Here is a 20,661-nt window from a genome sequence, read left to right on the forward strand (position 1 = left end):
CCTGGCGCGGGGGGCTACAATCTCATCCGTGGCCGCCCCCGTCCTCGACCTCCAGATGCTCCGCAAGGGATGCGCGCACTGCTCCCTGCAGCAGTTGTGCCTGCCCGCGGGCATCGGCGTGGAGGGGTTGAAGCAGCTGGACTCGATCGTGCGGCGCAGGCGGCCCATCGCGCGCGGAGAGTCGTTGTTCCGCATGGGCGATCCGCTCGAGGCGGTGTACGTGGCGCGCGATGGCGCGTTCAAGACCGTGTCGATCAGCGAAGACGGCGAGGAGCGCGTCGTCGGCTTTCATTTGCCGGGCGAATTGATCGGCCTGGATGCGCTCGGGGCGGACCTGCATCGATGCGATGCGGTCGCGCTGACGACGGCGAACGTGTGCGAGGTGCCGTTCGACCAGCTGGCCGACATCGCTTCGCAGGTGCCCGGCCTGCAGCATCAGTTGCTGCGCGTCATCGGTCGCAGCGTGGGACGCGACCAGGATCACCTCGACATGCTCGCGCGCCGGCAGGCGTCCGAGCGCATCGCCTTGTTCCTGCATGGGCTGTCGGAGCGCTTCCGCCACATCGGCCAATCCGCGCTGGAGTTCCGCCTGCCGATGAGCCGCGAGGACATCGCGCGCTTCCTCGGGCTCGCGCTGGAAACGGTGAGCCGCGGCTTCACGCGTTTGCAGGACGACGGCGTCATTGCGGTGGAAGGGCGGCGCGTGGAGATCCGCGACCGTGCGGCGCTGGAACGCCTCGCCCATCACCCCGAACCGATCGAGCCGCGCAACCGCCTCCACGGCTGATCACGCCAGGCTGCGGCATCCCAGGGCTTGCAATGCCCCGTGCAACGCGGGCACTTGCACGAGCCACGGTCCGGCGAGCGTCGCCAGTCCCGCGAACAACACGACCATCGCCGATCCGGTGCGCCACGCGCCGCGTTGCAATCGTTGCCCGAACCGCGCGCCAGCCCACGTGAGGGGCAGCATCACCGGCAAGGTCGCCAGGCCGAAAGCGAGCATCGTCAGCGCGCCGTGCCAGGCACTCGCCTGCAGCCACGCGGCGACGAGCAATTGCGTGCTCAGCCCGCACGGCATCCAGCCCCACAGCACGCCGAGCCCGATGCGCTTGCCCGCGGTGTCCGCTGGCAACAACCGGCGTTGCAACGGACGCAGGCGTTGCCACAGGCCCGCGCCCGGCAGCGCGAGGAACGACAAGCGCCCGCTGCGATCGAGCAACCGCAACGCCGCAAGTACCAGCACGATGCCCACGGCCGCGCGCGAGGCGACCACCAGTCCCGGCACGCGCGCGACATCGAGCACGGCCTGGCCGACGCCGCCGGCCAGCGCGCCGGCGATGACGTAGCCCGCGATGCGCCCGAGGTTCGGTTGCGCCGCGATCCACCATCCACCGCGTTGTCCGATCGACAGCCCGGTCGCGATGCCGCCGCACATCGCGGCGCAATGCGCGCCGCCGAGCAGGCCGGTAAGCAGCGCACCGCCGAGCACGAGCCAGTCAAGCGTCATCGCGCGGCTCCTGCGGCGGCGCGTCTTCGTCCGCGAGGATCGACAGCGCGGGCGTGTCGAGATCCTCGAACTGCCCGCCGCGCACCGCCCACGCGAACGCGACGATCGCCACGATCAGCAACATCAACGCCAACGGCACGAGCAGCAACAGGATGTTCATGCGCGGAGCGCCTTTCGGTCGCGGCCCAGGCGCAGCGCGTTGAGCGTCACCGTCAGCGACGACAGCGCCATGCCGAGCGCCGCGATCCACGGCGTGACCAGGCCGAACGCCGCGACCGGCAACGCGACGAGGTTCCAGCCGACCGCCCAGGCGAGATTCTGCCGAATGATGCGACGCGTATCGCGTGCGAGCGCGAACGCCTCGGGAATGCGCTGCAGCGATCGCGTCGCGAGCACGAGATCCGCCGCGCGTTGCGCGAGCGCCGCGCCATCGGCCACGGCGATGGAGACGTCGGCGCCGGCGAGCACCGGCGCATCGTTCAATCCGTCGCCGACCATCGCCACGCGGCGTCCTTGCGACTGCAGCGCGCGTACGAATGCGAGCTTGTCTTCCGGCGCCTGGCGCGCGCGCGTGTCGTCGAAGCGCAACGTCTCCGCGAAACGCGCGACCGCCGCGTGGCCATCGCCGCTGCACAGGTGCAGCGCAAGGCCCTGCGCGCGCAATGCGTCGAGCGTCGACGCGGCATCCGCCCGCGGACGCTCGCGCACGTCGAACCGTGCGGACGCCTTCGCGCCATCGCCTAGCCACAACGCGCCGTCGTCGATGCCGCCCGTCGCGAACGGTGCATGGCCCAGGCGCCAGCCGATGCCATCGACGATGCCCTGCACGCCCTGCCCCGGCAGCGTGCGCGTGGTTTCGATCCGGCACGCCACGTCGCGATACGGTGCGAAGGTCGACGCCAGCGGATGATGACTGTCGCGTTCGAGCGCCGCCGCGATCTGCAGTGCGCGGTCGCGCGTCATGTCGCCGAACACCGCGGCTTGCGCGAGCGTCGGCACCGCATCGCCCAGCGTGCCGGTCTTGTCGAACACCACGTCCGTCGCGCGGGCGAGTCGATCCAGCGCATCGGCGCCCGCAGGCAACACGCCCATGCGCGCCAACGCCCCGTTGGCCGCCGCGAGCGCCGTCGGGATCGCGAGCGACAACGCGCAAGGGCAACTGACGACGAGCAGCGCGAGCACGACATCCAGCGCGCGATCCGGCGCGTGCGCACGCCATGCGAAGTAGACGAGCGTCGCGACGACAAGCAGCACCGCGACGAATCCCATCGCGACGCGATCGGCCATCCGCGCGATCGCGGGCCGATGGGCCTGCGCGCGTTCGACGAGGGCCGCAAGTTGCGACAAGCGCGTCGCCGTGCCGACGGACGCGACGCGCACGCGCGCCGGCACGTCGCGGCACGCGGTGCCCGCGAACACCGGATCGCCGGCCCGTTTGTGCACGGGCGTCGATTCGCCGGTCAGCAGCGATTCCTCGAACCACGCCTGCGCGTCGAGCAGGTCGCCATCCGCGGGAACGCCCGCGCCCGCGGCAACGCAGGCGATGTCGCCCGGCTGCAACGCATCGAGCGGAATCGTCTCGCGGTGTCCGTCGCGTTCGCGCACGGCGAATGCGGGACGCGCGCGCGCCAGCGCATCGACGCGCGCCGTCGCGGCCGCACGCGCGCGTTGTTCCAGCATGCGCGCGGCCAGCAACAGGAAGACGAACATCACCGCCGCGTCGTACCAGACGTGCGGCGCGCCGGTCAGCGTCGCGTACAGACTCGCGAAGTACGCAAGCAGCACCGAGGTGGCGACCAGCGTGTCCGCACCGAGCCGTCGTTCGCGCAACTCGCGCAGGCATCCGGAAAGGAACGTCCAGCCGGACCAGAACACGACGGGCGTGGCGACGAGGAACGCGATCCAGCGCAGGAAATCGCGCATCGGGTGCGACATCGCGCCGGTGGTATCGAGGTACAAGGCTTCGGTGAACATCATTGCCTGCACGGCGCCGAGGCCGGCGACGCCCAGGCGCAGCAGCGCGCGATTGCGTTCGGCGATGCGCGCGCGTTCGCGTTCCGTGCCCGTCGCGAGCCACGGCCGATAGCCGAGCGACGCCAGTCGACGCAGCGGCGCCGACAAGGCGGTGCGCGCCGGATCCCAGGCGATGCGGATGCGTCCGGTGACGGCGTTGGCGGACACGTCGAGCACGCCGGGTTCGCGGCGCAGCGCGCGGTCGATCAACCATGCGCACGCCGCGCAGCGCATGCCGTCGGTGAGCAGGATCAGTTCGCGGCCGCCCGGCACCGCGCGCGCGTGGCCGGCGAGGATGTCTTCGCGATCCCAGCACGTCAGGTCCCCGGCGTCCGCATCGACGCGGCCCGCGGCTTCACTGCGCAAGCGGTAGTAATCGCCCAGACGCGCGTCGCGAATCCATTGCGCGGCGGCGGCGCACCCTTCGCAACAGAAGGCACGCTCGACACCGTCGATCGCGACTCGGGGCGACAGGGCGGACGTCGGTTCGTTGCAATGGAAGCATGCGGCGTCGGCGTCGGCGCCGGCCTGCGCCGTGGCGGCGATCGCGTTCATCGTCCACCCAACGCGGGCCCGACCTCCGCTTGCGCCGCGTGCGCCTGCCAGCGTCCGCGCAATCGCCAGCGGCGATCCGGCGGCGCCAGTTCGAGCACCCAATCGTGTTCGTCGTCGAATCCGTCGATGCGCCCGCTCCACCCCGCCACCGATGGCGACAGCGCGACGCGCCGGTCCTGCGCGGCGGCCACCGGATGGCGCAACACCAGATCGAGCCGAGCCGCGCGGTCGAAGCCGGCACCCATCGGAATGACATCGAGCACGAACCCGACGCGGTGGATGCGCGCCGACAACCCCATCCGTCGCGCTTCGAGGTCCGGGGAGAGATCGGCGTCCTGCACCTGTGCCGTGCGCTGCACGGGGTCGGCGACGGAGTCGACAGGCCCTTGCGCCAGCGCCAGCAGTGCGAAGCCGGCCACGATCGACATCGCCGGAAGCGAAAAGACCAGCCAGACCAGGGGCTGGCGCCAAGCCGAAGGCGGACGACGATTCATCGCGACACGGGCCCGAAAAACGTGCTGTCTACTATTTGGGTGGTACGCGGATCGCCGTCGAGCGCGGACACCTCGAAGCGCACGTCGCGCCGGCCCGAGAGCGTCGAGGGGCCGGCCACGGTGACCGGCACCGTGGCCACCTCGCCGGCGGGAATCGTGAGGACGGGCGCGCGGCGCAGGGCCAGGCCCGGCGTGCCGGAGGACAACGTGATCGCGAACCGGTGCGCTTCATCGCGCTTGTTGGCGATCTTCAGCGTGTATCCGTTCTCGATGCCGGCGTCCGTCGTGCGATACAGCGCGTTGCGATCGCGCAGCGCTTCGACCGTGAACGGTGCGCGCATCGCGATGCCCGCCACGAACGCGATGCACATCGCCGCGAGGATCCCGCCGTAGAGGAACACCCGCGGCCGCAACAGGCGCGTGCGCTTGCCGTCCACCGCATGTTGCGTCGTGTAGCGGATGAGCCCGCGCGGATACCCGAGCTTGCCCATCACCTGGTCGCACGCATCCACGCATGCACCACACGCGATGCACTCGTATTGCAGGCCGTTGCGGATGTCGATGCCGGTCGGGCACACCTGCACGCACATCGTGCAGTCGATGCAATCGCCCAGCTCCACGGGTTCGAATTTCGGCAGCGGTTCGGCCGGGCCCGCATCGAAGGTGATCGTGCCGCGCGCATGCAGGCTCGCGGTGGCCGCCGACGGGAACAACGCGGCACGGCGCACGTACTCCGTCGCGTCGGGCAACGACAGCAGGCCGCGCGCGCGTTCGAGCACGCTCGCCAACCCACGGCGACGCGGGCCGCGCGGTTCGCCGCGCATCGGGTCGTAGGCGATGAGCAGCGTGTCGCGGTCGAACATCGCGCTCTGGAAGCGCGCGTACGGACACATGTACTTGCACACCTGTTCGCGCAGGAAGCCGGCGTTTCCCCAGGTCGCCAACGCGTAGAACAACACCCAGAAGGTTTCCCATCCGCCCCACGCGAAGGGCACCGCACGCGCGGCGAGGTCGCGGATGGGGGTGAAGAAGCCGACGAAGGTGAACCCCGTCCACAGTGCGAACACGGCCCACGCGACGTGCTTGCCGCCCTTGCGCCACAGCTTGTCGAACGACCACGGCGCCGCGTCGAGTTTCATGCGCGCGCCGCGATCGCCTTCGAAGCGACGCTCGATCCACAGGAACGCTTCGGTCCATACCGTCTGCGGGCACGCGTACCCGCACCACAGGCGCCCGGCGATCGCGGTGAAGAAGAACAGCCCGACGCCCGCGACGATCAACAGCAACGCGAGGAAAAAGAAATCCTGCGGCCAGAACGACAGCCCGAACACATGGAACTTGCGCGCCGGCAGGTCGAACAACACCGCCTGGCGCCCGCCCCAGCGCAGCCACGGGAAGACGTAGAACATGCCGAGCAACCACACCACCGCGAGGACGCGCAGGCGCCCGAAGCGTCCCGGCGCATCGCGCGGATACACCTTGCGCTCGCTGACGTAGAACGTCCCCGCCTCTTCGACGAGCGCCGCGTCGATGGCCTTCGACATCATCAGGCGTCCGGCAGGGGGCGATTGAACCGGCTGCCCGGCCGCAGCAACCACCAGGTGAACAGGCTCGACGACGCGGTGGCCGCCCAGAACAGGAAGAAGCCGATCGTGTACCCCAGCTCGCGGCCGACCGCGACGTGCGGGAAGGTGATGTCGCGCAGCGCCATCGGGTCGACGAAGGCGAAGAACACCATCGTCGCGATGCACGCGGCGAAGAAACTCGGCCACGCGATGGCGCCGATGCGTTGCGCCACGGGGCGCGGCGGATGATCGAAGGTGGCGCTCATCGTTGCGCTCCCGCGGCGGCGGTGCGCGCCGGTTCCTGGTGCGACAGCGACCACACGTATGCGGCCACCAGCCGTGCGCGCGTTTCGCCGAGCAACGCGCGGTGCGGCGGCATGCTGCCCTTGCGGCCGTTCGCGATCGTCGCCTGCAGCGTCGCGCTGTCGTCGCCGTACAACCAGTAATCGTCGGTGAGATCGGGCGCGCCGATGTCGGTCTTGCCCTTGCCGTCCTTGCCGTGGCAACCGGCGCAGACGTTCTCGAACAATTCCTTGCCGCGCGTGGCGCCGTAGTTGTTCTGCATGCGATTGGCCGGATCCGGCAACGCGCGCACATAGGCCGCCACGTCGCTCACTGCGTGCGGGCCGCCCATGCCCGTGAGCACCTTGCCCCATTCGGGCATCACGCCTTCGCGGCCGTCGAGCACCGTCTGCAGCACGCGGTCGGGCGTACCGCCCCAATGCCAGATGTCGTCGGTGAGGTTGGGATAGCCGATCGCGCCCTGCGCCGACGAGCCGTGGCACGTCGCGCAGGTGTTGTTGAAGATCGCGCGGCCCAACTGGCGCGCGGCGGGATCGCGCGCGATGACGTCGATCGGCTTGCCGCGATACGGCGCGAAGGTTTCCTCCAGGCGCGCGTTGTCCGCCGACTGCTGGAACGCGTGTTCCTCCGACGACGTCCACTTGCCGTAACCGGCGAACGACCCGAGCCCCGGGAACCACAACAGATAACCGACGCTGAAGGCGATCGTGATCCAGAACAGGTTGATCCACCACTTCGGCAGCGGCTTGTTGTATTCGGTGATGTCGCCGTCGTCCCAGTAGTGACTGGTGTCTTCCGGCTTCGGGTCGCCCGGGCGGCGCTTGGCCGTCCACCACAGCAGCCAGCCGCAGCCGACGATGTTGAGCGCGACCAGCGCGATCACGAACCACGACCAGCCCGAGGTCATCATGGCGCGTCTCCTTCGCCGCCGTCGTCTTTCAGCGGCAATCGTGCGGCGGCGTCGAACGCATCGCGCCGGCGCGGGCTCCACGCCCACGCCCATCCGCCGATGAACACGGCCAGCAACAACCCGGTCACGATGCCGGCGACCATCTCAGTTCCCCCTCGGCGCGTGCTTGCCGAGCGCCTGCAGGTAGGCGACGACGGCATCCAGTTCGGTCTTGTCGGCGACATCGCTTTGCGCGCGCGCGATCTGCGCGTCGGTGTACGGATCGCCGATCGCCTTGAGCGTGCGCATGTGCGCGGCGATGTCCTTCCCGTTTACCGGCGTGTGCTCGAGCCAGGGGAAGGAGGGCATGTTCGACTCGGGTACGACCGCGCGCGGGTCGATCAAGTGCACGCGGTGCCAATCGTCCGAATAGCGGCCGCCGACGCGCGCCAGGTCCGGACCCGTGCGCTTGCTGCCCCACTGGAAGGGGTGGTCGTAGACCGATTCGCCGGCGAGCGAATAGTGGCCGTAGCGTTCGGTTTCGAAACGCAGGGTGCGCACCATCTGCGAATGGCAGTTGTAGCAACCTTCGCGCACGTAGACGTCGCGGCCGGCCAGTTGCAGCGCCGGATACGGCACGACGCCGGGCAGCGGCTTGATCGCGTCGGCCTGGTACATCAGCGGCACGATCTCGGCCAGGCCGCCGAAGGACACGACGACGGCCACCAGCACCGCCATCAGGCCGATGTTCTTCTCGATCTTCTCGTGCGGGTTGTTCGGCTTGGGAACGTGCGTTGCCATGTCGGCCTCAGGCGGGTGCGTTGACGGTCAATGCGTTGCCGCCGGCGGGCGACTTCGCGAGGGCCCAGGTCTTCCAGGCGTTCAACGCCATCAGGAACATGCCCGAGAGCACGAGCGCGCCGCCGGTGAAACGCACCAGGTAATAGGGATACGTCGCGTTGAGCGCTTCGACGAAGCTGTAGGTCAGCGTCCCGTCGGGATTGGTCGCGCGCCACATCAGGCCCTGCATCACGCCGGCGATCCACATCGAGGCGATGTAGAACACCACGCCGAGCGTGTGCAGCCAGAAGTGCGTGTCGATCCACTTCACCGAGTACATCCGCGGCGCGCCCATCAGGCGCGGCAACATCGCGTAGATCGCGCCGACCGAAATCATCGCCACCCAGCCGAGCGCGCCGGCGTGCACGTGGCCGACGGTCCAGTCGGTGTAGTGCGACAGCGAGTTGACCGTCTTGATCGACATCATCGGCCCCTCGAAGGTGGCGATCATGTAGAAGCTGATCGCGACGATGAGGAACTTCAGGATCGGGTCGGTGCGCAGTTTGTGCCAAACGCCCGAGAGTGTCAGGATGCCGTTGAGCGCGCCGCCCCACGAGGGCGCGAGCAGGATCAGCGAGAACACCATGCCCAGCGACTGCGCCCAGTCCGGCAGCGCCGTGTATTGCAGATGGTGCGGGCCGGCCCACATGTACACGGCGATCAGCGCCCAGAAGTGCACGATCGACAACCGGTAGGAATACACCGGGCGCCCGGCCTGCTTGGGCACGTAGTAGTACATCATCCCCAGGAACCCGGCGGTCAGGAAAAACCCGACCGCGTTGTGCCCGTACCACCACTGCACCATCGCATCCACCGCGCCGGTGTAGACGATGTACGACTTGGTCAGGCTCACCGGTAGCGCGATGTTGTTGACGATGTGCAGCAGGGCGATCGCGATGATCATGCTGCCGTAGAACCAGTTCGCCACGTAGATGTGGCGTTCCTGGCGCTTGGTGATCGTGCCGAAGAACAACACGCCGTAGGCCACCCACACCACCGCGATCGCGATGTCGATGGGCCATTCGAGCTCGGCGTACTCCTTGCTCTGCGTGATGCCGAGCGGCAGCGTCACCGCCGCCGCCACGATGATCGCCTGCCAGCCCCAGAACACGAAGCTGGACAACTTGTCGGAAATCAGCCGCGCGCCGCAGGTGCGTTGCACGACATGCAGCGAAGTCGCCATCAACGCGCAGCCGCCGAAGGCGAAGATCACGGCGTTCGTATGCAACGGACGCAGGCGCCCGTACGACAACCACGGGATGCCTTCACCGAGCGTTGGCCAGTACAACTGCGCGGCGATGAACAACCCCACCGCCATGCCGACGATGCCCCAGAGGATCGTCGCGATCGAGAATTGCAGGACGACGCGGTCGTTGTAGGCCACCGCCGGGCGCACGACCTGCGCCGCCCTGGGCGGCGCGGATGCGGGACGTTGCAGCACTTCGTTCATGGGGCGACCCCGCTGTGGATGCGAGCAGTCTCCCGGACTCGGCCACGGGCCGATTTGATCCGGATCAAATCCGCGCCGTCCGTGGCGCGTTCCGTGCGGTCACCAGCGGTAGATGTAACCCACCTTCAGGCCGCTATCGACGAAGTCCAGGTTGCCGATGAAGTCCGACGTATCGGCGTCCACGCCGATCTTGCTCACGGTGTAGTCGAGCGTGAATCCCGAGCGTTCCCACGGGAAGAACTCGGCGCCGATGCGGCCGAAGACCACGTCGCCGTCGATGTCGTTGACGTTCGCCTTGAAGTAGCCGACGTCCGCGCCGATGCGCCACTTGCCGTGCCCGCCCGGTGTCCAGCGCCATGCGCCGCCGATGGTCAGCGTCGGCAGGTCGGCCGAGGCCTCTTCGCGGAACGCGCCGCCGACCGGATTGCCGTTGACGTCGGCCTGCAGCGCCATCGCCATGTCGAGGCGATACCAGATCAGGCCCACGCGCGGGCCGAGCGACCAGTTTTCCTTGTTCGCCGCCCACCAGACGTAATAGCCCTCGTAGGCGTCGATGCCGACATCGACGCTGACGGTGCTGTTCGCCGTGTAGGTCGTGTCCTGGAAGGTGATGTCGCGCGAGATCGTGCGCGTGCTGTCGGCATCGTCCTGGTAGTAGGTCAGGCCGAATTCGTGGTGCTCCCACGGGCGCCAGGTCAGGCCGACGTAGCCGATGGTGGCGCTGTCGTCGAGACCGAAGTCGCGCTTGAAGTCGATATCGGTGCCGCGGCGCGTGGTGCCGTCGGCACGCACCTCGGTGTCCCACGAGGTGACGTAACCGCCGATGCGGAAACTGAAAGTGTCGAGGGGTTCGACGGCGTGCGCCTGCGTCGGTGCGAACAGGCCCAGGGACGCGAGCGACAGCAACGACAACGTGGCGATCTTCATGACCTCTCCTCGTACACCGTGGTTGGACGCCTGCCTGCCCTTCCTCCGTTGACAACGGTCGCGCCGCCGTCACCCGGACAGGCCGGGCACATGACCTATGGGGGATCGTCGCGGGCCAGCACGGCGATGCGCAGGCTGACCAGCCGCGCCACCATGATCGCCAGGTACAACTGCCCGAACACCACCTCGAACACCGCCAGGCCGCGCGCGATGGGCGTGGCCGGCGTGAAGTCGCCGTATCCCAGCGAGGCCAGCGTGACGAAGCTGAAATAGATCCCGTCGGGCAGCACCATCGCGTCGATGGGCGCACCGCCCAGCAACAGGGACCGCGGCATCGCCTTTTCCATCGCGACCCAGATCGCGCCGAAGAACACGCCGACCAGCAGGTACGTGTTCAAGCCCGCGAGCAGGTGTTCCCTGTCGACGCGCGCACTCGACATCGCGTAGCGGAACGAGCGCGTGGCGGCGACGAACGCGATGGCCGACCACAGCGCCAGCGTGAGCGGCCCGGTTTCGCCGAACCCCGTGCGGATCGGCGCCAGCCCGAGCACGATGGCCGCGACGGCGAGGACGAGCAGGCCGCGCCGGCGCACCCGATCCCGCGTGGGCGCCACGGCCGCCGCGAGCAGCGTGAGCCCCAGCGAGGCATTCAACAGCCAGCCGCCCGACCCGGTCACCGAGAGCAGCGGCCCCATCGCGATCGTCGCGATCAGCAACGCGAACAAGATCGCGTGGCGGTTGCGGCCCCACCATTGCACCGTGTCGGCGAGCGCGCGGCGCATCGCTCATTCCGACGCGCCGGGCGCGTAGAAGAACACCGCCGCGAGGATCAGGTACACCGCCAGCAGTTGCGCGCCGCGGAACCAGTCGGTGCGACCGTCGGTGGAGACTTGCGCGCTGATCATCGTCGCCAGGAGGACGCTCACCACCAGGCTCGGTGCGAATACCAGCGGCATGGGATGCGGGCCGACGAAATAACTGAGCAACACCAGCAGCGGCGCGATCAGCAAGGCCAGTTGCACGCTGGCGCCCTGCGCGATCGACATCGCCAGGTCCATGCGGTTCCCGCGCGCGGCCATGATGGCGCTCACCGCTTCGGCTGCGCCCCCGAGCACCGCGAGCACGAACACACCGGAGAACGCCGGCGACAGGCCGAGCGATTCGGTCGCCGGCTCGATCACCGCGACGAGGATCTCGCTCATGACCACGACGCCGAACGTCGCGGTGCCGAGGATCAGCGCGGCGCGCTTCGGGCTCCATGCGGGGACGTCGTGGCCGCCGTGCGCGTCGTGCGCGTCGCCGTCGCCCGATGCGGGCGACTTCGCGGCCCGCAACGTCTGGATCACGCTGCACGCGTAGATGGCCAGCAGCACGACGGCGATCCACACGCTGATCGAATCGATGGCCGCCGATTCGGTCGGGACCACCGCGCGATAGGCCGCCGGCATGATCATCGAGATCACCGCGAGCGTGAGCATCGCCGCCAGCGAGCGCGACATCGTCGTGTCGTAACGCTGCGTGCCCCAGCGACGGCCACCGACCACCATCGCGATGCCCATCACCAGCAGGATGTTGCCGATGATCGCGCCGGCGAGCGAAGCCATCACCATTGCATGCAGGCCTTCGCGCAGCGCCGCGAGGCAGATGATGAATTCGGCGGCGTTGCCGAAGGTCGCGTTGAGCAATCCGCCGATCGACGGACCCACGCGCTCGGCGAGCACGCCGGTGGCCTGCGCCATGATTCCCGCCAGCGGCACGATCGCGACCGCCGCGGTGCCGAAGATGAGCAGCGTGCGGTCCGGCGCGAATTGCTCCAGGAGGAGCGCGATCGGCGCGAAGACCAGCAGCCATTTCATCTGGCTTCTCCCGGACCGGGCGTTTCGCCGGTCGTGGGCGGCGCGGCCGCGACAAAATCGCCGCCGAGCGCGAGGTGGAGATCGACGCGCCGCACGAGGCGTTCGCGCCGCACGGCGAGCAACGCCACTTCCGATGCATTCGCCGACAACTGGCGGCCCATGACGTCGCGCAAATCGCTCTTGCCGATGCGGTACGACGTTTCGGTGAGGCCGGCGGCGCGGCGGCTGTCTTCCGCCGACACGCGCAGCAATTCCTCGCGCGTGGCGAGCGTGGCTTCGGCGTCGAGCGCGCTCTCGACTTCGTCCAGCGCCTGCAACGCCAGGCGCGCGTAATTCGCGACGGCCTCGCGTTGTTCGGCCGTGCGCAAGCGCACCTGCCCCGTCAGCATCCCGCCGGTGTACAGCGGGATCACGGTGGTCGCGCTGGCGCTGGCGGTGTTCTGCGTGATGTTGCGCTGCACGTTGATGGCATCGCGCGAGACGCGCCCGTAGCCGCCCGACAAGGTGAGCGTCGGCCAGAACGAGGCTTTCGCTTCGCCGACGAGGTCGAACGCCGCGGCCACGCGCCGTTCCGCCGCGAGGAGGTCGGGCCTGCGATCCAGCGCATCGGCCGGCATGCCCGCGGGCACCGGGCCGGGGAAGGGAACGAGATCCTCGCGCGCGGCGATGGCCGCCGCCGGATAACGCCCGACGAGGGTTTCCAGCGCGCGCAACGCCTGCCGGTGCGCGAGTTCCACCTGGCGTGCGGCGTCGCGGTAGTTCGCCGCGCTCGCACGCGCGGCGAGCACGTCGGTTTCGTTGCCCGCGCCGATGCGCAGGCGGTCGTCGGCCAACCCGGTGAGGCGTTCGGCATCCTCGGCCATGCGATTGGCGAGCTTCGCCTGTTGCGCGGTTTCCGTCGCAAGGAACCAGGTGCGCGCGACCGACGCTGCGAGCGACTGCCGTGCGAAGCGCCAATCGGCGCTGCTCGCATCGCGCGAGGCCATCGCCGCGTTGCGCGCATACCGCATGCGCCCCCACAGATCGATTTCCCATGCGACCCGCAACATCACGCCGCTGAGCATCGCTACGAGATCGGAGACGGGCTTGGATCCTGCGCGCCCGAGGATGCCGATCGCGGGTTTGAGTTGCGCCGTGGCGAGATCCACCTGCGCCTCCGCCTGCTCCATGCGCGCGGCGGCGATGGCGAGGTCGGGATTGTGTTCGAGCGCTTCGGCCACGAGCGCTTCGAGCTGCGGATCACCGAACGTCGCGAGCCACCCCGCTTCCACGGGCGCGGCGTTGGCGCCGGTGCGCCAGCCCTGGGGCACTTCGACGTGGCCGAGTGCTTGCGCTTGCACCTCGTCGCTGGTCGGCTCGGGCGCGGTTGCGCACCCGGCGAGCAGCGCCGCCGCGAATGCCGATGCGAACGTCAGGCGGCTGCGCATGGCGGCCTCAGTGCAACTTCAGCACGAGCATGTCGATCTTGGTGCCGACACGCAGGATCACCTTGCGGATGATGTGCACGATCGCGCCGTGCTGCGTATAGACCGCACCGACGCCCTGCGCGCCCATCGGCAGGAAGGCCTTCTCGTCGCGTCCGGACGGCCGCAGGCGCACCGCGAAGCGGCCCGGCGGAATCGGATTGGTGCCGGTCTGCGGAACGGTGCCGGACAACGGCAGCTGCCCCGTGCCCGACGACCACACGATGGAATCGACCGTCGTCTTGATGATGCGGTTGGGGAAGGCCTTCAGCGCGATCTCCGCCTCGTCCCCGGGACGGATGTTGCGCAGTTCGTTCTGCGAGAACATCGCCAGCACCATCTGCTCGTTCTCGACGAACGACATCACCGGCACCAGCGGCAGCTGCGCGGCGAAGGACCCTTCCCGCAACTGCAGGTTCACCACCGTGCCATCGGCCGGCGCATAGAACACCGTTTGATCGAGCTCCCACTTGGCGTAGGCGATCTGCGCTTTCAATTGCTCGACCGCGGCGCGCGCCTGCGCCACTTCCGACAACTCGCCCTGCTTGTTGCGCGCCGACAGCTTCTGCTGTACCTGCGCGACGTTGGCCGTGGTCTGCGCCAGGTCCGCGCGCAGGCTGCGCACGTCGGTCTGCGCCTGTTCGTAATCGAACTTGGTGCCCGCGCCTGTCGTCGACAGATCGCGCGTCTGGCCTTCGCGGCGCAGCGCGAGTGCGAGTTTGGCGTTCAACGCTTCGCGCGTGGAGCGCGCAGCGCGCAGTTGCTCGTCGAGTTCGCGCTGGTAGGCGCTCGCACTATCCAGCTTGGCCGAGAACTCGGGCAGCTTGGCCTGCAGTTCGCCGAGCTTCTGCTGGAAGGGCAGCGGGTCGATGCGGAACAGCACCTGCCCCTTCTTGATCGGGCGATTGGGCTCGATCGGCACTTCGATCACGCGCCCGGTGACGCGCGGCGTGACCTGCACGACGTAGTTGATCACGCGCACGTCGGAGGACGACGGCGCGACGACATTGAGGTACAGGATCAACGCGGTCAGGCCGAAGATCGGCAGCGTGAACACGATGATCTGGCTGACGAAATTCCATGGCAGCAGCTTGAACTTGAAGAAGATCAGCCAGCAGATGCCCGCGTAGATCAGGAGGAGGATGATTTCCATCAGGCGCCCCGCTCGCCCGCCGGCTCGAGGTCCGGCGCCTTCAGGGATACCGCGTCGCCGCCGTGGCCGTGCGGGTCTTCGGTGTCGCGGCCGTAGGCGAGTTTGTAGAGCACGGGCTTCGAGTACGCCCACACCCATGCGATCGGCCAGAGCATCCCGCCGAAGACCAGCGAGAGCAGGCACACGATCTTGATGGCCTGGAGCTGCGGATGGTGGCGCTTCTCCGCGATCTTCTCCGGCATGATGTGGACCCACCAGAACGCAGCGACCAGCACCACCGGCACGATGATGATCGCGATCCACGCGATGACGTTGGCCATGGTGTCGAGGGCGTCGCCCTCCAGCAGCGAGGCGTGCGCGGGCGCGGCCCACGCGACCGCCAGGAAGGCGCAGAGCGCACGCATGCGTCTTGGTAGCACGGCTACTCCCAAGGGCATCGGCTGATGGCCGACGAACGGTTCGATCCTAGGGACGCGTCCGATGGGCGGATATTGTCCCTTGGGGCAACTCGGCGGATTCTCCTCATGCGCACCGCACTCCCCCGGACAGGTGGCCCTGTCCGCTGAGCTTCGATGTCCCCGTTGGGAAATGTGCAGTGCGCATGAAGTGCCCCCTCTCCCCCGAAGTCGGACAATGCAATGGGCCACGCGAACCAACCAGGCGAAGGCGTCGACAACGTCGTGATCCACGGCGTTGCGTTCGGGCACGGGCGCCAGCGCGGTGCGTTCTTCGATCACGTGCGCGAGGCCGCGCGCGGGCTGCTCAGTCCCCATCCGCGCGAGCTTCCGCTCGCCGACATGCGCGCACTGCTCGATGCGGTCCCCACCGCGCTGCTGCTGGCAGGCGATGATGGACGCGTATTGCTCGCCAACGACGCGGCGGAAAAGTTGTTCGGCTACCCGCGCGATGCGATGCCGCATGTCTTCGCGGACACGCTCGTGCCGTCGTTCGACGAAGGCGCACGCGAGTTGTTCGCGACGCGTGCGGACGGCTCGGAACTGCCGGTCGACGTGGAATGTCGCCAGGTCCGCCTCGGTGAGTCCATCGCGTTGTTGCTGACCGTCGCCGATGCGACGCAGCGCCGCCGGATGGAGCGCGAGGCCGTCCTCCAGCGCGATGAGCTGGCGCATCTGTCCCGCGTGGCGATGCTCGGCGAGTTGTCGGGCGCGCTGGCGCACGAGATCAACCAGCCGTTGTCGGCGATCCTGAGCAACGCGCAGGCCGCGCAGCGGCTGTTGCGCTCCGAACCGCCGGACCTGACGGAAATCAAGGACATCATCGACGACATCGTGGTCGACGACCGCCATGCCGGCGAAGTCATCCATCGGCTGCGCAAGTGGCTGCGCAAGGAGCACGTCGAACACGTGCCGCTCGGGATCAACGGCGTGGTGCTCGACGCGTTGCACCTGGTGCGCGGCGATCTGCTGCATCGCGGCGTCGACGTGCAGCTGGAACTGGCCGGCGACCTGCCGCACGTCGCGGGGGATCGCATCCAGCTGCAGCAGGTCGTGCTCAACCTCGTGATGAATGGTTGCGATGCCATGGAGCAGCTGCAGAAGCCGCGGATGCTGCGGATCCTCACGCAGCAGGTGGGTGCCAACGTGCGCCTGGAAGTGATCGACAACGGGCGCGGCATCGAGCCGGCGATCGCGATGACGATGTTCGAGCCGTTCGAGACCACCAAGGCCGACGGCATGGGGATGGGGCTGGCGATCTGCCGGACCATCGTGGAATCGCACGGCGGGCGCGTGTGGGCGCGGACGCTCGACTACGGCGGCGCGCGCGTCGCCTTCGAACTGCCGGGACTGCCGCCATGAACGACACCGCCGCCGTCGTTCACCTCGTCGACAACGATCCGCGCGTGCTCAAGTCCGTCGCACGGCTGCTCGCGAGCGTGGGCATCGAAACCCGCGCCAGCACGTCCACCGACGAATTCCTCGCGCACTACGATGCCGATGTCCCCGGTTGCGTGGTGCTCGATCTGGCGATGCCGGGCCGCACGGGCCTGGATCTGCAACGCTCCCTGCAAGACCGCCACGTCGACGTGCCCATCGTCTTCCTGACCGGTTGCGCGGACGTGCCCACCTCGGTACGCGCGATGAAGGCCGGCGCGCTCGATTTCCTCGTCAAGCCCGTGGACGGCGATGCGCTGATCGCCGCCGTGCGCGACGGCATCGCCGTCGATCGCCGCCAGCGCGAGCGCATCGACGCCGACCGCGCATTGCACGAACGCCTGTCGACGCTCACGCCGCGCGAGCACGAACTGCTGCCGCACCTGATCTCCGGCAAGCTCAACAAGCAGATCGCCGCCGACCTGGGCGTGGTCGAAAAGACCGTCAAGGTGCACCGCGCGCACGTGATGCAGAAGCTGGGCGTGCGCCGTCTCGCCGATCTCGTGCGCCTGGCCTCGCGCGCGTCGATCGAACCGTCGGACGCGCCGCGCCCCATTGGTCCAACGGCCAATTGAAGCCCCCTTCCTGCGGGGGATAGCGTCGCCCCAATGACCGGGCGCACGCCAACAGTCGCAGTGCTCGACGACGAAGCTCCGGTCCGGCGCGCGTTGCAGCGCCTGCTGCGCGCCGCGGGGTTCGACGTGCGCCTGTTCGCGACCGGAGCCGACTTCATGGCACACCTGGACGGCATCGATTGCGTGATCCTCGATCTGCACCTGCCGGGGATGTCGGGCTTCGACGTACAGGACGCGTTGACCGACAGGCAGTCGCAGATCCCCGTGGTCGTGCTCACCGGCAACGACACGCCCGCCAACCGCACGCGCAGCCTCGCACATGGCGCGCGCGCATTCCTCGCCAAACCCGTGGACGACAAGGTGTTGCTGGATGCATTGCGCCCGCTGACGTCTCCAACGCACCCGAGGCTCTCATGAACGACATCGTCCAACCCGGCTCCGCCCAACTGGGCACCGTCTTCGCCGCGGCCGTCTCGCGCGAGGATCAATGGCGCCAATTGTCGGCATACGCACGCGCGTGGGCCGAGGCCAGCGCGAATGGCGGGGCGACGGAAGACCTGCGCACGAACTGCCGCACGCAATTGGCGCAGATCTCGCGCCTGGAGCATTGCTGGGCCTATCCGGGCACACGCTTGCTCGACACCTTGCGCGATCTGCTGGAGGCCGGCGACGCATCGAGCGTCGCGCGCCTGGCGCGAAAGCTGTCGGCCGCGCTGATGTCCGGCGACTACCGCCGCGACGAAAGCGCGTGGGACGCCGCCGAAGCCAGCGATGCGCGCCTGCTCGACACACTGCCGCCGGACCTGGATTCCGGCGCGCAGGGCAAGCCCTATTTCGAAGTACTCGTCGTGACGCCCTCGGATCCGGCGCAATGGCTGCGCTCGGCCGACGAAGTGCGCCACATGCGGCGTGGCGAGGATCCGTTCGAGTACGCGGTGCTGCACGTCGGCAGCTTCGAGGATGGCGCGCTCGCGGTGATGGTGAACCCGAACATCCAGTCCGTCGTGCTCGTCGACGGGTTCCAGTACACATCGAAGCACGACCTGCCCGACCTCAAGCAGTTCCTCGCGCGCAACATGGACATCGACGCGAAGAGCATCGAACCCGGCGCGATTTCCACGCGCCTTGCGCGCGCCATCGACGGCTACCGTCCGGAGATCGACCTCTACCTGCTCTCCGACCGCTCGCCCGAACTGCTGGCCGCCAGCGAGGAAGCCGCGCCGATCCGCCGCATCTTCCACGGCATCGAAGAGCCGATGGAACTGCACCTGGCCATCCTGGACGGCATCAAGGACCGCTACGAAACGCCGTACTTCGACAACCTCAAGAAGTACGCGATGCGCCCGATCGGCACGTTCCATGCGCTGCCCGTCGCGCGCGGCAAGTCGGTGTTCGGATCGAACTGGATCCGCGACATGGGCGTGTTCTACGGCACCAACATCCTGTTCGCCGAGTCCTCCGCGACGACCGGCGGGCTGGACTCACTGCTCGAACCGACGGGCAACATCAAGAAGATGCAGGAGGCCACCGCGCGCGCGTTCGGCGCAAAGAAGGCCTACCTCGGCACGAACGGCACCTCGACGTCCAACAAGATCGTCGTGCAGGCGATCTGCAAGCCCGGCGACATCGTCATCGTGGACCGCAATTGCCACAAGTCGCACCACTACGGCTTCGTGCTGACCGGCGCACAGCCCTACTACGTGGAAGCCTTCCCGCTGACGCAGTACTCGATGTACGGCGCGGTTCCGCTGCGCACGATCAAGCAGGCGTTGCTGGACTGCAAGGCCGAAGGCAAGCTCGACCGCGTGAAGGTGATCGACCTCACCAACTGCACGTTCGACGGGCACATGTACAACCCGCGGCGGGTGATGGAAGAGTGCCTGGCGATCAAGCCGGACCTGGTGTTCCTGTGGGATGAGGCGTGGTTCGGTTTCGCGCGCTTCAATCCGCTGCACCGGGCGCGCACCGCGATGGGCGCGGCGGCGGCGCTGACGCGTCGCTATCGCAGCGAGGCCTATCGCGACGAATACAAGGCGTGGAAGGAAAAGAACCCCAACCCCGACGATGCCACGTTGCTCGACAGCGGCGCTCTGCCCGATCCCGAGCGCGTGCGAATCCGTGCGTACCAGACCAACTCGACGCACAAATCGATGTCGGCGTTCCGCCAGGGGTCGATGATGCTGGTGTGGGACGAGGACTTCCACCAGGTGGAAGGCCCGTTCGAGGAGGCGTTCTTCGCGCACACCTCCACCTCGCCGAACCTGCAGCTGATCGCCTCGCTCGACCTTGCGCGCCGCCAGATGGAACTCGAAGGCTACGCGCTCACGATGCGCATGACCGAGCTCGCGCTGCGCCTGCGCCAGACGATCAACGCCCACCCGCTGATCTCGAAGTATTTCCACGTCGCCACGCCCGCCGACATGATCCCGGCGGAATTCCGCGAGTCGGGCATCACCGACTACGGCCCGCCGCACGGCACGTGGGCGGACATGGTGGATGCGTGGCACAACGACGAATTCGCGCTCGACCCCACGCGCATCACGCTGATCTGCGGCAGCGCGGGCTTCGACGGCACGCAGTTCAAGGGCTTGCTGGCCGAGAAGTTCGACATCCAGATCAACAAGACCTCGCGCAATTCCATCCTCGTCCAGACCAACATCAACAACACGCACTCCGATGCGGCGCTGCTGATCAAGGCGCTGGCCGACATGGCGCGCGACATCGAGAAGCGCCTGGCGCATGAAGGCAAGACCGGGCGCGAGGTCTTCGACGCGCGCGTCAAGTCGCTGATGACCGACGTGCCGGATTTGCCGAACTTCAGCCGCTTCCATGATGGCTTCCGCGAGAACCCGAAGGCCGCGAGCAACGAAGGCCACATGCGGCCGGCGTTCTTCATGGCCTACGACGAGGACAACTGCGAGTTCGTGCGATTGAACAGCGAGGACGTGGAGCGCCGCCTCAAGGACGGCCCGGAAATGGTGTCGGCCAACTTCGTGATCCCGTATCCGCCCGGCTTCCCGATCATGGTGCCGGGCCAGGTGATCACGGCCGACACGATCGCGTTCATGCGCAAGCTCGACGTCAAGGAAATCCACGGCTACCACGCGGCCGTCGGCATCAAGTTGATCAAGCCGTCGGTCCTCTCGGGCCGCGCGTCCTCCATGCACTAAGAGCGCGAT

Annotated in this window: 21 protein-coding genes; 5 read left to right on the forward strand and 16 right to left on the reverse strand. The window is 68.2% G+C overall.

Annotation, left to right across the window (positions count from 1 at the left end; translation table 11 throughout):
- Positions 1-28: 28 nt before the first annotated feature.
- A complete protein-coding gene (gene fnr / locus LF41_RS04115) occupies positions 29-787 on the forward strand; it encodes a fumarate/nitrate reduction transcriptional regulator Fnr (protein WP_161786912.1) in 759 nt (252 codons plus the stop codon).
- Here the strand turns inward: fnr and LF41_RS04120 are convergent, their stop codons facing one another.
- From LF41_RS04120 to LF41_RS04190, 16 genes are all read right to left on the reverse strand, one after another.
- On the reverse strand, positions 788-1,507 hold the full coding sequence (locus LF41_RS04120) for a sulfite exporter TauE/SafE family protein (protein WP_036166322.1): 720 nt from the start codon (positions 1,505-1,507) through the stop codon (positions 788-790). It abuts the gene before it with no gap.
- Positions 1,497-1,667 carry a cbb3-type cytochrome oxidase assembly protein CcoS gene (ccoS, locus tag LF41_RS04125; protein ID WP_036166325.1) on the reverse strand — a complete coding sequence of 57 codons (171 nt, stop codon included), beginning with the start codon at positions 1,665-1,667 and terminating at the stop codon, positions 1,497-1,499. The genes LF41_RS04120 and ccoS overlap by 11 nt, the downstream gene beginning before the upstream one ends.
- Positions 1,664-4,075 carry a heavy metal translocating P-type ATPase gene (locus LF41_RS04130; protein WP_036166328.1) on the reverse strand — a complete coding sequence of 804 codons (2,412 nt, stop codon included), beginning with the start codon at positions 4,073-4,075 and terminating at the stop codon, positions 1,664-1,666. Before LF41_RS04130 ends, ccoS begins: the two co-directional genes overlap by 4 nt.
- Positions 4,072-4,569 carry a FixH family protein gene (locus LF41_RS04135; protein ID WP_084073365.1) on the reverse strand — a complete coding sequence of 166 codons (498 nt, stop codon included), beginning with the start codon at positions 4,567-4,569 and terminating at the stop codon, positions 4,072-4,074. The genes LF41_RS04130 and LF41_RS04135 overlap by 4 nt, the downstream gene beginning before the upstream one ends.
- The gene (locus LF41_RS04140) at positions 4,566-6,116 is read right to left on the reverse strand and encodes a 4Fe-4S dicluster domain-containing protein (RefSeq protein WP_338037843.1); all 1,551 of its coding nucleotides are present in this window, start codon (positions 6,114-6,116) and stop codon (positions 4,566-4,568) included. The genes LF41_RS04135 and LF41_RS04140 overlap by 4 nt, the downstream gene beginning before the upstream one ends.
- Positions 6,116-6,400 carry a hypothetical protein gene (locus LF41_RS04145; protein ID WP_036166331.1) on the reverse strand — a complete coding sequence of 95 codons (285 nt, stop codon included), beginning with the start codon at positions 6,398-6,400 and terminating at the stop codon, positions 6,116-6,118. Before LF41_RS04145 ends, LF41_RS04140 begins: the two co-directional genes overlap by 1 nt.
- Complete coding sequence (gene ccoP, locus LF41_RS04150; RefSeq protein ID WP_237577642.1) at positions 6,397-7,347, reverse strand: cytochrome-c oxidase, cbb3-type subunit III; 951 nt, start codon at positions 7,345-7,347, stop codon at positions 6,397-6,399. The genes LF41_RS04145 and ccoP overlap by 4 nt, the downstream gene beginning before the upstream one ends.
- A complete protein-coding gene (locus LF41_RS16410; protein WP_084073367.1) occupies positions 7,344-7,490 on the reverse strand; it encodes a cbb3-type cytochrome oxidase subunit 3 in 147 nt (48 codons plus the stop codon). The genes ccoP and LF41_RS16410 overlap by 4 nt, the downstream gene beginning before the upstream one ends.
- A gap of 1 nt (position 7,491) precedes the next feature.
- Positions 7,492-8,127 (reverse strand): cytochrome-c oxidase, cbb3-type subunit II, encoded by a 636-nt coding sequence (gene ccoO, locus LF41_RS04155; protein WP_036166334.1) that lies wholly within the window; start codon positions 8,125-8,127, stop codon positions 7,492-7,494.
- Positions 8,128-8,134: 7 nt separating this feature from the next.
- The gene (gene ccoN / locus LF41_RS04160) at positions 8,135-9,616 is read right to left on the reverse strand and encodes a cytochrome-c oxidase, cbb3-type subunit I (RefSeq protein WP_052116122.1); all 1,482 of its coding nucleotides are present in this window, start codon (positions 9,614-9,616) and stop codon (positions 8,135-8,137) included.
- Between the two features lie 99 nt (positions 9,617-9,715).
- Entirely contained in the window at positions 9,716-10,543 is an 828-nt protein-coding gene (locus LF41_RS04165; protein ID WP_036166337.1) for a hypothetical protein, read from the reverse strand.
- Positions 10,544-10,638: 95 nt separating this feature from the next.
- Positions 10,639-11,325: a potassium channel family protein gene (locus LF41_RS16010; RefSeq protein ID WP_052116123.1), complete on the reverse strand. Its 687-nt coding sequence runs from the start codon at positions 11,323-11,325 to the stop codon at positions 10,639-10,641.
- A gap of 3 nt (positions 11,326-11,328) precedes the next feature.
- Positions 11,329-12,399 (reverse strand): calcium/proton exchanger, encoded by a 1,071-nt coding sequence (cax, locus tag LF41_RS04175; RefSeq protein ID WP_036166339.1) that lies wholly within the window; start codon positions 12,397-12,399, stop codon positions 11,329-11,331.
- The gene (locus LF41_RS04180) at positions 12,396-13,826 is read right to left on the reverse strand and encodes an efflux transporter outer membrane subunit (RefSeq protein WP_036166341.1); all 1,431 of its coding nucleotides are present in this window, start codon (positions 13,824-13,826) and stop codon (positions 12,396-12,398) included. The genes cax and LF41_RS04180 overlap by 4 nt, the downstream gene beginning before the upstream one ends.
- A gap of 7 nt (positions 13,827-13,833) precedes the next feature.
- Positions 13,834-15,015 (reverse strand): HlyD family secretion protein, encoded by a 1,182-nt coding sequence (locus LF41_RS04185; protein WP_036166344.1) that lies wholly within the window; start codon positions 15,013-15,015, stop codon positions 13,834-13,836.
- Entirely contained in the window at positions 15,015-15,419 is a 405-nt protein-coding gene (locus LF41_RS04190; RefSeq protein ID WP_052116124.1) for a DUF3302 domain-containing protein, read from the reverse strand. Before LF41_RS04190 ends, LF41_RS04185 begins: the two co-directional genes overlap by 1 nt.
- A gap of 234 nt (positions 15,420-15,653) precedes the next feature.
- Here LF41_RS04190 and LF41_RS04195 point away from each other — a divergent pair, with 234 nt between their 5' ends.
- The 4 genes from LF41_RS04195 to LF41_RS04210 are packed head-to-tail and all read left to right on the forward strand — an operon-like array spanning position 15,654 to position 20,652.
- Positions 15,654-16,832: a sensor histidine kinase gene (locus LF41_RS04195; RefSeq protein ID WP_052116125.1), complete on the forward strand. Its 1,179-nt coding sequence runs from the start codon at positions 15,654-15,656 to the stop codon at positions 16,830-16,832.
- Positions 16,829-17,482 (forward strand): response regulator transcription factor, encoded by a 654-nt coding sequence (locus LF41_RS04200; RefSeq protein ID WP_036166347.1) that lies wholly within the window; start codon positions 16,829-16,831, stop codon positions 17,480-17,482. The genes LF41_RS04195 and LF41_RS04200 overlap by 4 nt, the downstream gene beginning before the upstream one ends.
- 33 nt (positions 17,483-17,515) lie before the next feature.
- Positions 17,516-17,899 (forward strand): response regulator transcription factor, encoded by a 384-nt coding sequence (locus LF41_RS04205; RefSeq protein WP_052116126.1) that lies wholly within the window; start codon positions 17,516-17,518, stop codon positions 17,897-17,899.
- Positions 17,896-20,652, forward strand: coding sequence for an Orn/Lys/Arg family decarboxylase (locus LF41_RS04210; protein WP_052116127.1), 2,757 nt, complete (start codon positions 17,896-17,898; stop codon positions 20,650-20,652). The genes LF41_RS04205 and LF41_RS04210 overlap by 4 nt, the downstream gene beginning before the upstream one ends.
- Positions 20,653-20,661: the final 9 nt, after the last annotated feature.

The sequence above is a fragment of the Lysobacter dokdonensis DS-58 genome, assembly GCF_000770795.1.
Classification (GTDB): Bacteria; Pseudomonadota; Gammaproteobacteria; order Xanthomonadales; family Xanthomonadaceae; genus Noviluteimonas; species Noviluteimonas dokdonensis.